Source organism: Glycomyces lechevalierae (genome assembly GCF_027622945.1).
Taxonomy (GTDB): Bacteria; Actinomycetota; Actinomycetes; order Mycobacteriales; family Micromonosporaceae; genus Glycomyces; species Glycomyces rutgersensis.
Genome location: NZ_JAPZVQ010000016.1, coordinates 123,757 through 137,996 on the forward strand (window position 1 = coordinate 123,757; position 14,240 = coordinate 137,996).

The following is a 14,240-nucleotide window of genomic DNA, read 5'->3' on the forward strand; positions in this document are numbered from 1 at the left end:
TTCCCACCCCGGCCCGCGCCCGCGGGGGGGGGGGGGGGCGCCGGGGCCCCCCCCCCCCCCCCCCCCCCGGGCCCCCGCGGCACTGCTTCTCGAATCCGGCGTACCCGCTAGCGGACCACCGGCAACTGCTGCGTCCGGTCCATGTCCGAACCGTCCCGCTGCTTGTTGATCGGCAGCGGCGCCGACTCGGACTCGAAGACCCCCAGCGACATCGGCGACTCGTACCCGCTGCCCGCCGACGGCAGGTCGAAGCCCGACCCGCTCGACGCACTCAACGAACTCGACGACCCCGCCGACGACCCCGCGAGCGTCGGCTCCTCCTCGCCCGAGACCAGACCCAGCTGACGGCGCAGATCCGTCAGGTTCGAACCCGCACTGTCGCGCTGGCGCGACAACGCCTCGACCTCCTCGGCCAGCGGGTGCACGCGCTCGGCGGCCCGCTCCTCGGCGGTGCGGCGCAACCGCTCCGCCTCCTTCGCCGCGTCGGCCTTCACGACCTTCGACTGCTCGACCGCGCGGTGCAGCGCGTCCTTCGCCTGCTGGTCGGCCTCCTCGCGGCGCTCCACCGAACGGTTCTCCGCACTGCGGGCCCGCTCCTCGGCCAGCGCCAACCGGTCCTCCGCCTCCGACACGATCCGCTGCGCGGTCGCGATCGCCTGCTGGTGCCGGTCGGCCTCCTCCTTCTGCGCCCGCTCGCGCCGGTCCGCCTCCGCCAGGATGAGCTCCTGCGTCTTCTTCTTGCGGTGCTCGGCGGCCTCGGCCAGGAGCCGCTGCGCGGCGTTGCGCTGCTCGTCCGACTCGCGGGCGGCATGCGCCTTCAACTCGGTGACCTCGCGCTCGGCCGTGGCCCGCTGGACCGCGATCTCCCGCTCGGCCTGCGAGCGGGTCTTCTCGGCCTCCGCGCGCGACTGCGACTGCGCCGTCTGCGCCTCGCGGTGGGCGTCGGCAAGGGCCAGATCGTGGTTGCGGCGGGCGTTCTCGCGCAGCTCGGTCGTCTCGTTCACCGCTCGGGCGCGGATCTCCGTGACGTCCTGGTCGGTGGTGGCCGTGATCTCGGCGGCCTCCGTGTGGGCCGTGCGCATCATCGACTCGGCCTCGGCGCGCGCCTCGTTCAGCATCGCCGCGGCCTGGCGCTTCGCGTCGGCCTTCTGGACGCCCGCGTCCTGCTCGGCGGCGCGCAGGATCTTCTCGACGCGCGCGCCGAGCCCGGCCAGTGTCGGGGCCTCGGCCTCGGCGATCTGCGTGGCCCGGTCGGTCACGCGGCGCTCCAGCGCGGAGATCCGCTCCTCGGCGCGGCGGAGCTGCTGCTCAGCGGCCTCCAATGCCCGCGACGCCTCGTCGCGGTGCTGCTCGTGGGTCTTGATGTTCTGGTACAGCCGGGAAGTGAACTCTTCGACCTGATTGCGGTCGTAGCCGCGCATGGCGACAGCGAATTCGGGCCCGGATTCCTCGAAGAATTTCGACATGGTCTTCCAGAGTCACAGGAAACGGTTGATGAATCATGATCACGCCTGAAGGGCCCGAAACCGGAGAGGAACACGCCCGCGCCGCGTGTCGCGTCGAGAACGTCCAGCCCGGAGCAAACCAAAGGGCCTCAACCGGAACCGAAGCTCCGGCGAGGCCCTGTCGTGCTGTTCGAATCGTTAGCGACCGCGCTCCTGAACGACGCTGTCGGTCTCGTCGTAGAAGTCGCCCATGATCTCCTCGAGCAGGTCCTCCATCGCGACCAGGCCCGTGACCTCCCGGCGCGCGCCCGTCACCAGGGCGAGCTGGGCGCGCTGGCGGCGCATGAGCGCCACCGCCGCCGCCACGGTCGTCTCGGCGTCCACCAGGAGCGGCGCGGCCGCCAGGTCGGTGATCGCGGCGCCCGGCTCGGCCTGCACGGCCTCGCGCACGTGGACGAGCCCCACGGGGCGATGCTCCGCGTCGACCACGACCAGGCGCGAGCGGCCCGTGTCGCGGCTGCGCTCCTCGGCCTGCACCGCGGTCGACCCGGCCGGGATCGTCACGACCTCCGGCCACGGGATCGACAGCTCGCCCACCGGGCGGCGCTGCACTTCGATGGCGTGCGTGAGCATCTGGTGCTCCGGCTCGCCGAGCATCCCCGCCTCCGCCGAGGACCGCAGCAGGTACCGCAGCTCCTCCGGCGAGTGCGCCTGGGCCTTCTCGTCGGCCGGCTCGACCTTGAAGATCCGCAGCAGCGCGTTCGCGCCGTGGTTGAGGCCCAAGAGGATCGGCTTCGTCGCCCACACGTAGCCGGTGAACGGCCAGATGAGCGCCATCGCCGACGCCTCCGGGTGGGTGATCGCCCACGACTTCGGCATCATCTCGCCCACGACCATGTGCAGGAACACGACCACGAGCAGCGCGATCGTGAACGCGATCGCATGCGCCGCCGCCTCGAGGCCGATGGCCTCCAGCGGCACCTCGATCGCGTGCGCCAGCGCCGGCTCGGCGAGCGCGCCGAGGCCGACGGTGCACGCGGTGATGCCGAGCTGCGCGCCCGCGAGCATCAGCGAGAGGTTCCTGGTGCCGCGCAAGGCGGCCCGGGCGGCCCGGGAGCCGTCCTGTTCGAGCCGGTGCTGCCGGGACGCCACGAGGGCGAACTCGGCGGCGACGAAGAACGCGTTGGCGGCCAGCAGGAGTGCCGAGATCAAGAGTGCGGGACCGGTGCTCACGCGTCCACCTCCACCGGCTGGGGCCGCAGCTCGATCGCTTGCGGCACATGGCGGGAGCAGGACACGACGACCAGGCGCACCCGGCGGGGCGCGTTGTCCGGGTGCTCGTCGGCGTCGCCGACGCCGGGCACGGTGTCCACGTCGACCGTGTCGCCCGGGTGGGCGATGCGGCCGAGCTGGGCCATGACGAGCCCCGCGATGGTCTCGTAGTGCTCGCCCTCGGGCAGTTCGATGCCCGTGGCGTCGGCGACCTCGTCGATGCGCCAGCGCCCGGGGATGAGCCAGGCGCCGCCCGCGAGCGAGACCGGGACGGCCTCGAAGCGGTCCTGCTCGTCGCGGATCTCCCCGACGAGCTCTTCGGCGAGGTCCTCGAGGGTGACGATGCCGGCGAAGCCGCCGAACTCGTCCACGACGCACGCGAGCTGGCGGTGCTGGCTCCGCATGCGCTCCAACAGGGTCGGGAGCGGCAGGGAGGCGGGCACGAGCAGCGCCGGGTGGGCGATCGCGCCGACGGTGACCGAGTCGCGGTCCTCGCGGGGGACGCCGATGATCTGGCCGATGCCGACCACGCCGCGCAGGTCGTCCACGTCGTCGCCGACGACCGGGAAGCGCGAGTGGCCCCCGGCGAGCGCTTCGACCGCGGCGGCGACGGTGGCGTCGGCCGAGAGGGTCTGGACGTTCACGCGCGGGGTCATGGCCTGGTCGGCCACGGTGGCCGAGAAGTCGAGGCCGCGGTCGAGGAGTTCGGAGAGGCCCCGGTCGAGGGCGCCCTCGTCGCGGGAGACGTCGATGATGCGGTGGAGGTCCTCGGGGGTGGCGTTGTGCTCGAGCTCTTCGACCGGCTGGATGCCCAAGCGGCGCAGCAGCTTCGTGGAGGCGGCGTCGAAGAACCGGATGATCGGCCCGCACACCGTGAGGTAGGCGTTCGTGGGCGCGGCCAGCGAGAGCGCGAGCGCTTCGGTGCGGGCGATCGCGAGGTTCTTGGGGCCGAGCTCGCCGAGGATCATCTGGACGACGTTCGCGAACACGAACGCGAAGACGACGCCGATGGTGACCGAGACGCCGGCGGGGACGCCCGCGACGCCGAGGAGCTCGGCGAGGCCCCGGCCGAGGTAGGGCTCGGCGAAGAAACCGACGAAGAGCGCGGTGACCGTGATGCCCAGTTGCGCGCCCGAGAGCGCGAACGACAGGGACGAGCAGATCTTGAGGGCCCGGCGGGCGCGGGAGGCGCGGCGCGGGTCGCCGTCGTTCGCGATGTCCTCGAGGCGGGACTTGTCGACGGCGGTGTAGGCGAATTCGAGCGCCACGAAGAAGCCCGTGGCGGCGGTGACGGCCAGGATGATGACCAGCCCGACGGCTATGAGCATCGCTCACGCCCCTGCGTCAGTGCGGCACTGCGTCGCGCGGCGCCACTGCCGTGCGCGGCAGTGCTGCGGGGCGCGGCGGTACAGTGCGGTTCCGGAGCCCGGAGCGGATCGCCGCCGCCGGGCCGGGGACTTCGATGTCGGTCTCGGCGCGGCTTGCGAGCCGTGATCGAGCGCCGTCGTTTTCGTCGCATGGGCCCGATCTTAACGGGACGGAGAACGATGGCAAGCGGTCATCTTTGTTCGCCCCGCCACAAGACGATGTCGGTCGAACGTCCAAACGGGCCGGCCATCGCCCGCAGGTCCGCGAGCTGCGCGCGGGCGCGCTGGAGCTCGCGGGCGAGCTCTTCGACGGCCGCGTTCGCCTCGGCGCGCACGGCCTGCACTTCGCGCTCCAGGTCCATGATCCGCTTGATGCCGGCGAGGTTCACGCCCTCGTCCTGGGACAGGCGCTGGATCTCGCGCAGCCGCGTCACGTCCCGCACGGAGTAGCGGCGGCCGCCGCCGGGCGTGCGGGCGGGCTCGACGAGGCCGAGGCGGTCGTACTGGCGGAGGGTCTGCGGGTGCATCCCGGCCATCTCCGCGGCCGCCGAGATCGCGAGGATCTTGGCGTCGTAGTCGATCTCGCCCCCGGGCATGCGCAGGCCGTCGGGCAGCTCGCGCTGGAAGGCGATCTCGATGCGCACCTGGTGGCGGGCGCCCATGTCGGGCCCGCGGTCGGCGGGGCGGTCGTCCGCGCGGCGGGCGGCGCGCTCGGCGTCGCCTTCGGCGCCGCGGCCGTTGCCGCGGCCGGGCCCGGAGACCGGGCCGGTTCGGTCGGGTGCGGTCACGGTTCCCTCCCTTGCTCGGTACTGGCTTGCGCGTCACTGCGGCGCAACGGTTGCAACGCCGCGGACGGGTCGGGTTCTTCCGGGTCGCGCCCTTCCGTCGCCGGTGCACGGTCCCCGGTGGCGTCCGAGGCCCGCCCGCCCGCATGCGGGGGGACGGCCGACGCGCCCGCGGCGTCGCCCGCGCGAGCGGGCGGCACGGCCTTGGCGTCGAGGCCGAAGCCGTTGCCCGCGTGGGCCATCCCGGGCGCAGCGGGGCCGCGGAAGGCGGCGGCGACATCGGCGGCCGCGTTCTTGGCGCGGGCGACGCGCCGCGCGACGGCGATGGCGCCCATGGCGGTCGCGGCGACCTTCACGTACGGGCGCAGCACCGGGACCACGCTCGCGGCGGTGAGCCCGGCCTTGATGGCGCCCTGGTTCGCCGCGACGAGTTCGGCCACCGCGGTCCCCACTCGCACGGCGCGGGACTCGGGCAGCGCACTCGCCGCCGCACCGACCGCCCTCGCCACGCGGTAGCGGACCGGGATCCAGTCGGCGGGCCGCGCGGCACGCGGCTTGCGGCCCAGGCGCATGCGACCGCGCGACCGGTCCCCCGCGTCGCGCTCGACCCGTTCACGCGGCCGGTCGGCGTCGGCCGGGCCGGGGCCGCCCTCGCGCTCAGCGGACTCGGGTCGCTTCGCCGTACGGGGCACCGGCGACGGGAAGCGCCGGATCCAGCCCGCGCCCTCGGCACCGGCCTCCCGTTCGCGGCGCGCCGCCGAGACGCGGCCCGTGATCGGGCGCGCGAGCTGCGACGGCAGACGCCGCACGCCTCGGAGCACCCCGGGGCGACCGGTCGGCTCCGGCGTCGCGTGCGATGCGGCGGGTGCCGGTGCGGCGGGACGGCCCGCGTCCTTCGCCGGGCCCCGGTTCCCGCGGGGGGCCGTCGCGGATCGGGCCGCACGCCCGCCGCCCGGACGCTGGAGCACGGAGTCGCGCGGCGGGTCCCCCCCAGGGTCGGTGCCGAAGTCGCTCAAGGCGGGAACGACCGCCGCTTCGCGCGCCGTGCGGGCGCGCCAGCGGGCCGGGCGCGGGAGCGCCGGGTTGCGGGTCGCGTTCCTCGCCTTGGCGGTCATTGGCCCGTCAGCGCTTCCAGTTTCGAGCGGTCGGCGGGCGGTGCCGCGGCCGCGTACTTCTCCAGGGCCTCGCGGGCCTCGGACGAAAGCGCATGGGGCACTTCGACGTCCACCGTCACGAGCAGGTCGCCTTTGCCGGGCACGCCCCGGCCCTTGACGCGCAGCACGCGCCCCGTCGGGGTGCCTTCGGGGATCTTCAGGGTCACCGGCCCGTCGAGGGTCGGGACTTTCACCTTCGCGCCCATCGCGGCCTCCGGGAAGGAGACCGGCAGACGGACGGTCACGTTGTCGGCGTCGCGGCCGAACAGCGGGTGCGTCCGGACCGCGACCTTCACCAGCAGGTCGCCGGCGGGGCCGCCGCGCTCGCCCGGGGCGCCGCGGCCGGCCAGGCGGATCGACTGGCCGTCGCTGATGCCCACCGGGACGCGGACGGTGATGATGCGGTCCTTCGTGGTCGCGCCCGTGCCGCCGCAGTCCGGGCACGGGTCGGTGACCACGGTGCCGGTGCCCTCGCACTCGGGGCAGGGCTGCGCGAAGCTGAACGCGCCCTGGTTCTCCGTGATCAGGCCGCGGCCGCTGCAGCGGGGGCAGGTCGTCGGGGCCGTGCCGGGCTTCGCGCCCGAGCCGTGGCAGGTCTCGCACTCGCCCGGCGTGCGCATGCGCAGCTCGGTCGTGGTGCCCTTCACCGCGTCGGCGAAGTCGAGGGTGATGTGGGTGCGCAGGTCGTTGCCGCGCTGGGCGCCGCTGCGGCGCCGGTGCGAACCGCCGCCGCTGCCGCGGAAGAGGTCGCCGAACAGGTCCGTGAACCCGCCCGAGCCGCCGGTGTTGCCGAACAGGTCCTCCAGGTTGACGCCGCCCGCGCCGCCCGGCATCCCCCCGAACCCGCCCCTGCCGGACTTCATCAGCTGGATCTGGTCGTACTCCTTGCGGGCCTTGTCGTCGTGCAGCACCGAGTAGGCCTCCGAGACGCCCTTGAAGCGCTCCTCGGCGGCCGGGTCCGGGTTGTGGTCGGGGTGCAGCTCCCGCGCGAGCTTGCGGTACGCCCGCTCGATGTCCTTCTTGGAGGCGTCCTGCGGCACGCCGAGTATGGCGTAGAAGTCCTTCTCAAGCCATTCCTGCGATGCCACGGGACGCCTCCTTACTTGCTCTCATCCGTCGGGCGGGACTAGGAGTCCTTGCCGCCCTTGTCCTTCTTCTTCTTGCCCTTGCCTTCTGGGGCCTCGTCCGGCTCGGACTCGGTCATGCCCTCGCCCTCGGCCGCGGCGACCGCCTCTTCGTCGGCGGCCTCCTCGGCCTCGTCGCCGTCCGCTTCCGGCGCTTCGGCCTCAGGGGCCTCCGGCTCCGGGTCGGCCTCGGCGGGGACCGCGTCCTCGGCGGGCTCCGCGACCGCCACGAGGGCGGGGCGCAGGAGCTTGTCGCCGAGGCGGTAGCCCGAGCGCATCACGTCGATGCAGGTCGGTCCGTCGACCCCCGGCATCTGCATGTGCGCCACGGCCTCGTGGACCTGCGGGTCGAACGCGTCGCCCTTCGTGCCGAAGGACTCCAGCCCGTGCTTGGCGAGCGCGTTCCACAACTGTTCGGCCACGGAACCGAAGGGGCCGTTGAGGTCCCCGTGGTCCCGCGCCCGGTCCAGGTCGTCGAGCACCGGCAGCAGGCTCTGCAGCACCGCGGCCGTCGCCAGCTCGCCGGAGCGGGCCTTGTCCCGCTCGACGCGCTTGCGGTAGTTCTGGAACTCGGCGGTGATCCGCTGCAGGTCGCGCGTGCGCTCCTCGACCGTGGACTGGAGCACCAGCACCGCGTCGTCGGCGGCCTGGCCGTCGTCCGAGGCGGCCGCGAGGATGTCGTCCACGGTCAGCTCGTCAGCGCCGCTGCCGGTGCCGCTGCCAGTGCCGCCGTCAGTACCGTCGGCGTCGTCCGGTCGGTCGTCGGCTTCCCTGTTGCCTTCGTCCGTCACTTCTGGTCCTTGTCGTCGTCGACGATCTCGGCGTCGACGACGTCATCGGCGCCAGGAGCGTCCGTGTTCGGGGCGGCCGAGGCCTGCGACCCCTGTTCGGCCTGCGCCGCGGCGTACATCGCCTGGCCGGCCTCCTGGGAGACCTTGGACAGCTCCTCGGTGGCGGTCTTGATCGCCTCGATGTCGCTGCCGCCCAAGGCGCCCTTGAGGGTGCCGGTGGCGTCGTTGATGCGGCCCTTGAGGTCGTCCGGGATCTTGTCCCCGGACTCGGCCAGCAGCTTCTCGGTCTGGTAGACCAGCGACTCGCCCATGTTGCGGGCCTCGGCCTCCTCCTTGCGCTGCCGGTCCTCCTCGGCGTGCTCCTGGGCCTCGGCCATCATCCGCTGGATGTCGTCCTGGGCCAGGCTCGAACCGCCCGAGATGGTCATCGACTGGGCCTTGCCGGTCGCGGAGTCCTTCGCGGAGACGTTCACGATGCCGTTCGCGTCGATGTCGAAGGTGACCTCGATCTGCGGGACGCCGCGCGGCGCCGGCGGCAGGCCGGTCAGCTCGAAGGTGCCGAGCTTCTTGTTGTAGGCCGCGATCTCGCGCTCGCCCTGGAAGACCTGGATGAGCACCGAGGGCTGGTTGTCGTCGGCGGTCGTGAAGACCTCCGAGCGCTTCGTCGGGATCGTCGTGTTGCGCTCGATGAGCTTGGTGAAGATCCCGCCCTTGGTCTCGATGCCGAGGCTCAGCGGCGTGACGTCGAGGAGCAGCACGTCCTTGACCTCGCCCTTGAGGACGCCGGCCTGCAGGGTCGCGCCGATGGCGACGACCTCGTCCGGGTTGACGCCCTTGTGCGCGTCACGCCCGATGAGGCGCTTGACCAGGTCCGAGACGGCCGGCATGCGGGTCGAGCCGCCCACGAGGATGACGTGGTCGATCTCGGAGACGTTGATCCCGGCGTCCTTGACGGCCTGCTCGAACGGCTTCTTGCAGCGGTCGAGGAGGTCGGAGGTCATCTGCTCGAACTCGGCGCGCGAGAGCGAGACGTCGAGGTGCAGCGGCCCGTCGGGGCCCGCCGTGATGTACGGCAGGTTGATCGAGGTGTTGGTGGCGCTGGACAGCTCGATCTTGGCCTTCTCGGCGGCCTCCTTGAGGCGCTGCATGGCCATCTTGTCCTTGGACAGGTCCACGCCGTACTGGCCGTTGAAGGTCTTGACGAGGTGCTGGATGACCCGGTCGTCCCAGTCGTCGCCGCCGAGGTGGTTGTCGCCGGAGGTGGCCTTCACCTGGATGACGCCGTCCGCGATCTCCAGCAGGGACACGTCGAAGGTGCCGCCGCCGAGGTCGAAGACGAGGATCGTCTGCTCTTCCTCGCCCTTGTCCAGGCCGTACGCGAGCGCCGCCGAAGTGGGCTCGTTGATGATGCGCAGGACGTTCAGGCCCGCGATCTCGCCGGCCTCTTTCGTGGCGGTGCGCTGCGCGTCCGAGAAGTAGGCCGGGACGGTGACGACCGCGTCGGTCACGTTCTCGCCCAGGTAGGCCTCGGCGTCGCGCTTGAGCTTCATGAGGATGCGCGCGGAGATCTCCTGCGCGGTGTACGACTTGCCGTCGATGTCGACGGTCCAGTCGGTGCCCATGTAGCGCTTGACGGAGCGGATGGTGCGGTCCGGGTTGGTGACCGCCTGGCGCTTGGCCACTTCGCCGACGAGCACTTCGCCGTTCTTCGCGAACGCGACGATGGACGGGGTCGTCCTGGCCCCCTCGGCGTTGGTGATGACCGTGGCTTCCCCGCCTTCGAGGACGCTGACCACGGAGTTCGTCGTGCCGAGGTCGATACCGACCGCACGTGCCATGTTGATCTCCTGACGTAGTCGAACAGATGTCTCCGGGATTGGAGACGAGTCTCTGTCTCAAGCGGCCGGGCGGGAACCCCGAACCAAGTTGAGCCGGATAGACTCAATGTTCGAACTACAGGTGTCGACTGTCAAGTCGATCACAGGAATTGTGATGAACCGCACGAAAGTTGAGCGGAGTCGACTCAACTTCGGGGCGCCTGGGGCGAGCGGGAGTCAGCGGGCTCCGGCCGGCGTGCCGCCGGCGGCCTCGCAGCACTCGGTGAGCAGGTCGTCCGCGATCTTCCAGGTGTCGCACGGCCAGGCCTGCTTGCACGAGGCGCAGTCGATGCCGAGCAGCTGCTCGGGCAGGTGGTCGCGCCACATCGCCGAGGCCAGCGACCAGCCCATGATCTCCGTGATCCCCAGGGGCGCTTCGAGAGGCGGGGGCTGCTCCAGGGAGAAGAGCTTCGAGGGGCCTTCGCGGCGGGCGCGGCGCGAGCGGGCCGGGATCGGCACCACCATCTCGCTCGCGGCGGCGTCGGCCGCGGCCGTGTGGCGCGAGCGGCGGGGCGGCGGCGTGCGCTCCTGGCGCGGCAGGCCGCGGCCCGTTTCCGGCGCGTCGGCATCGTGCGACGCCTGCCTCGCTGAATGCTGCATGCTCACGCTGATCCCCTCATTCGCCTTCGCTTCCGTGCACTGCGTACGCCTCTCTCCGGATTAACGGTCGAGTAGGCCGCGAGGACACGGGTATGAGCAGTCGGCACTCCAGTCCGCCTGGCGCGGATGGCAACGGAGACGAACTCGCGCGCCATTCCGAATCACACAACCCGAAATTCACTTCTGTTTCCGCGTTTGCATTCTCGCGAAGCACAGGTAGCCTGGGGCGCATCGCTCCAAACCCCGCCCGTCGATGCGGGGCTTTGGGCGCCAAGCGTTTCGGCGGACGGCCGGAAGGCCTGGACGTGCATTCTCCAAGGGCCGTAACGGAGACCGCACTCTCGGCTGCATATCCAGGTTGAGCTGGGGTTTCAGAATTGTGACGGACTCGAAGAATGGATTAACTTTGGGTTACCACGTCCGTTTTGCCCGAAAACGCCCCGATCACGTGTGGCATCATGGGATTATGCAGTCTCCTTCAGAAGAAGTACAATGGACGGTTGACGGTGGATTGATCACTCCCTACTTCGAGATCAAGACCACCTTCAAACGCAGCGCCGGAGCAGAGCACCTCCGCGAGCACGTATACATCTACGGCCTGGAACTCCGAGGCGACGGCGAGATCGCCATGCGGTTCCGCCCCGAACACCGCCATCAGCACGCCGAATCCTCGCTGACCATCCGCGTCGACGAGTCCAACTGGATCAAGACCGGCGCCGAATACCTTGGGGGCCAGCACCTCGTCTCCACGGTGACCACGCGCGAGCACACCAACTGGTCATTGTCGCCTGTGGACACCGAATCGGACGAGATCTGGCTCCGCCTCATCCGCGCCGGCGGCACCATCACCGTCGCCCACGCCGACGACGGCGTCGACTACACCACCATCGCCTCGACCTACCTCCCCGGCGGCGTCCCGGCCATGGCCGGCATCGCCAGCGCCCACCCGGTCTCCGAGAGCTTCTGGGACGCGGCGCAGGACCTCGACATCGACGTCGACTAGGCGAGAACAACACATCAGCGCACTGGCGGTGGGGGCCAGCAGGCGCTGAGCATAGAGGTCGGGCCCGGTGGGCCCAGCGATCCCCGTCCGGCGGACCCGACCTGTGTGCTCAGCTCGAGACCCCTGCGGGCGCGAGCCCGCTCACGAAAGCGGCACTGACGCAACGCGGCGGCGCGATCGGCTGCTCCTGCAACCGATCGCGCCGTTCACTGCGTCTTGGTGTGTGCGGCGCCCGGCTTGGTCACCGGGCGCCGCTTCAGTCGCCTACTCGAAGAGGGTGGCGTAGGTCTGGAAGGCCGTCGCGACCTCGACCTGGTGCCAGTACCGGTGGTAGTCGAACTCCGGCGCGGGGCCGGAGCACCCGCCGTCGATGTACGCCTGGACCTGGTCCCAGCCCTCGAACTCCTTCATGAAGGAGCGGGTCTCGATGAACGTGACCCCGTTCTCCAGCACGTCGCCGTTCGGCATGGTGCCGGTGAAGCCCGGCGGGATGTAGACCTCGTCGCCGAAGCGGCAGTAGTCCGCCCGGGCCTCGGTCTGCGTCACGCCGATGCCGTCGTTGAGCGTCCAGAGCGCGTCCAGCAGGTTCGAGGCCGCCGTCTGCGACGCGGTGTCGCCGGTGGCGGCCGCGTGGTAGGACAGGATCTTCGCGAACGCGCCGGCCACACCCGGGTCCTTGGACATGTTCAGCACGGTGGCGGACAGGCCCGCCCCCGGCTCGCCGTTCCACTCCAGGTCGTTCGGGACGCTGTAGTCCGTGGCGCTGATGTCCGACTCCGAGAGCGCCCAGGCGACCCACTTGTCGAGCATGTCGCAGGCGCGGGCGTCGTCGGTCTCGTAGCAGTACTGCGCCACGCGGTCCATGCCCCAGACCTGGAAGCCGAACCAGCGGTTCGACGGCGGGTCGTGCCACACGGGCTGCTCGTCGTAGTACAGGCCGTTGTGCTCGGCGGTGGTGGTGGGGCTGCCGTAGTTGCCGCCCCAGTTGTTCGTCGCACCGCCCGCGATGGCGCCGGCGCCCTGCGACCCGGCCGGGACCTGGAGCCATTCCAGGAAGTCCAGCTGGGCGTCGAGGCTCTTGCCCCAGTCGCTCGCCCCGGTGGGCGAGTTCGGCTGGAGGCCGCCCTCGGAGAGGGCGTACGCGGCCATGAGGTTCTGGTAGCCCTGGTGGATGCCGGAACCGCCGATGCGGAACGACCAGTCGCCGTTCATGCCCGCGCCCCAGGAGTAGTACCAGGAGATCAGGTAGTGCAGCGAGCTCTTGCCGACCCCGTCGGGGCAGGTGCCGATGCCGATGCAGTCGCCCGCGATCTGCTTGAAGTACTTGTCCGCGAACGCGTACCGCAGGAAGTCGCCCATCTTGGAGGCGTTGTCCAGCGAGCCGGCGATCTGGCTCTGCGCGCCCTGCTCCGTGGCCCACTTCTGGGCCATCCACGCGACCTGGATCGCGCGGGCGTCGGCGTCGGGGGCGTCGGTGTACCGCTCCTGCTGGGAGTACTGCGAGTCGCCGACGAAGAGCGGCAGGAAGCCGTTCGGGCCGCCGTAGTCGAAGGTCTCGCAGGACGGGTGCGCCACGGTCTCCCAGGTCGACTCCTGCGAGCCGCGCTGGAAGGTGTTCATGTACGCGGGTTCCGTGGTGCCGTCGCCGCATTCGCCGAAGCCGTACGCGTTGTCGACGTCCAGGATCCAGTGCATGCCGTACACCTGGTTGCTGCCGTATGTGCTGCGCAGTTCGGCGGCGAGCGGGTCGTCGCCGACGGGGGCGTTGAAGTCCAGCTGGGTCGGGTAGTCCGTGACGTCGTCCGATTCGGGCGCGTACGAGGCCGGCGAGCTGGGGTTGTAGTTGGTCGGGTTGAGGTCGGGGATCGCGTAGGTCTCCGCGGTGTCCCAGGCCTGGTTGTACCCGGACCAGTCGCCCGTGACCTGGCCGTAGGCCGCCTCGAGCCACATCTGGTAGCTCAGGGCCTCCGAGGTGGTCTCGTGGCCGTAGTCCGGCGCCTCGACGATGAGCTCCTCCACCGAGTGGTAGGGGACGCCCGTCTCGTGCAGGTACGGGGAGTCCGCGCCCGCGAGCTGGTCGTACATCGTGAGGAAGCGCTCTTCGTTCTGCGTGACCTCGCCGAGGTCGGCGATGGTGACGACGACCGGGAGCGGCGCGAAGCCGGGGGCGGATACCGTGAAGGTCGCCGAGTCGCCGGGCGCGGCGTTCGCGCCGGCGCTGAAGGTGACCGGCTTGGTGTTGGTCTCGCCGGCGGCGAAGTTGAGCGAACCGCCGGAGGCGACCGAGATGGCCGTGGAACCGGAGGTGCGCGTCGTGGTCACCGTGGCGGCCGCCCGGGTGGCGGCGGAGAAGCCGACGTCGATCGAGGCGGTGGCGCCGGCGTCGACCACGACGTTCGCGCGCGAGACCTCGAGCTCGGGCTCGACGGGGGTGACGCTGCCGCAGGTCTCACCGTTCACCTTGACGCCGGTGGGGGCCGTGGCCGAACCGGACCCGATGAAGCCGAAGACCTCCTTCTTCTGGCCGGACGCGACGGTGCCGTTCCAGCCGACGTCGCCGCCCTTGAAGGTGGCGCCGCTCTGGCTCCAGTCGACGTTCCACGCACTGGAGACCGAGGTCCCGGCGGGGAACTGCCATTCGAGGTCCCAGCCGTTGAGGCCGGCGCTGCCGCCGGTCAGGGTCACGTTGGCCTGGAAGCCGCCGCCCCAGGTGGAGACGACGTTGTATTCGAAACCGCCGCAGGTCGGGTTGGCGAAGGCCTGGGGGGCGGCCACCGCGGCGAAGGTGCCCACGAGGGCGACCGGCAGCGTCACCGCGGCGG

11 protein-coding genes are annotated in these 14,240 nt (G+C 71.3%); 1 reads left to right on the forward strand and 10 read right to left on the reverse strand.

Going from position 1 to position 14,240, the window contains the following annotated elements; all coding sequences use genetic code 11:
* Positions 1-107: 107 nt before the first annotated feature.
* From O2L01_RS21170 to O2L01_RS21210, 9 genes are all read right to left on the reverse strand, one after another.
* On the reverse strand, positions 108-1,466 hold the full coding sequence (locus tag O2L01_RS21170; RefSeq protein ID WP_270124025.1) for a coiled-coil domain-containing protein: 1,359 nt from the start codon (positions 1,464-1,466) through the stop codon (positions 108-110).
* Positions 1,467-1,643: 177 nt separating this feature from the next.
* Entirely contained in the window at positions 1,644-2,678 is a 1,035-nt protein-coding gene (locus O2L01_RS21175; protein WP_270124026.1) for a hemolysin family protein, read from the reverse strand.
* On the reverse strand, positions 2,675-4,045 hold the full coding sequence (locus O2L01_RS21180; protein ID WP_270124027.1) for a hemolysin family protein: 1,371 nt from the start codon (positions 4,043-4,045) through the stop codon (positions 2,675-2,677). Before O2L01_RS21180 ends, O2L01_RS21175 begins: the two co-directional genes overlap by 4 nt.
* A 230-nt stretch (positions 4,046-4,275) precedes the next feature.
* Complete coding sequence (locus O2L01_RS21185) at positions 4,276-4,680, reverse strand: heat shock protein transcriptional repressor HspR (RefSeq protein WP_344469286.1); 405 nt, start codon at positions 4,678-4,680, stop codon at positions 4,276-4,278.
* Between the two features lie 188 nt (positions 4,681-4,868).
* Positions 4,869-5,984 carry a hypothetical protein gene (locus tag O2L01_RS21190; RefSeq protein ID WP_270124029.1) on the reverse strand — a complete coding sequence of 372 codons (1,116 nt, stop codon included), beginning with the start codon at positions 5,982-5,984 and terminating at the stop codon, positions 4,869-4,871.
* The gene (dnaJ, locus tag O2L01_RS21195; RefSeq protein ID WP_270124030.1) at positions 5,981-7,111 is read right to left on the reverse strand and encodes a molecular chaperone DnaJ; all 1,131 of its coding nucleotides are present in this window, start codon (positions 7,109-7,111) and stop codon (positions 5,981-5,983) included. Before dnaJ ends, O2L01_RS21190 begins: the two co-directional genes overlap by 4 nt.
* A gap of 38 nt (positions 7,112-7,149) precedes the next feature.
* The gene (grpE, locus tag O2L01_RS21200; protein ID WP_270124031.1) at positions 7,150-7,938 is read right to left on the reverse strand and encodes a nucleotide exchange factor GrpE; all 789 of its coding nucleotides are present in this window, start codon (positions 7,936-7,938) and stop codon (positions 7,150-7,152) included.
* Positions 7,935-9,776 (reverse strand): molecular chaperone DnaK, encoded by a 1,842-nt coding sequence (gene dnaK, locus O2L01_RS21205; RefSeq protein WP_270124032.1) that lies wholly within the window; start codon positions 9,774-9,776, stop codon positions 7,935-7,937. The genes grpE and dnaK overlap by 4 nt, the downstream gene beginning before the upstream one ends.
* Before the next feature lie 216 nt (positions 9,777-9,992).
* Positions 9,993-10,421: a hypothetical protein gene (locus O2L01_RS21210; RefSeq protein WP_270124033.1), complete on the reverse strand. Its 429-nt coding sequence runs from the start codon at positions 10,419-10,421 to the stop codon at positions 9,993-9,995.
* A gap of 505 nt (positions 10,422-10,926) precedes the next feature.
* Here O2L01_RS21210 and O2L01_RS21215 point away from each other — a divergent pair.
* Positions 10,927-11,418 (forward strand): DUF1349 domain-containing protein, encoded by a 492-nt coding sequence (locus O2L01_RS21215; RefSeq protein ID WP_270124034.1) that lies wholly within the window; start codon positions 10,927-10,929, stop codon positions 11,416-11,418.
* A gap of 264 nt (positions 11,419-11,682) precedes the next feature.
* On the opposite strand, the gene O2L01_RS21220 is transcribed toward O2L01_RS21215, so the two are convergent.
* On the reverse strand, positions 11,683-14,240 hold a 2,558-nt coding region (locus tag O2L01_RS21220), incomplete at its 5' end, for a glycoside hydrolase family 48 protein (protein WP_270124035.1).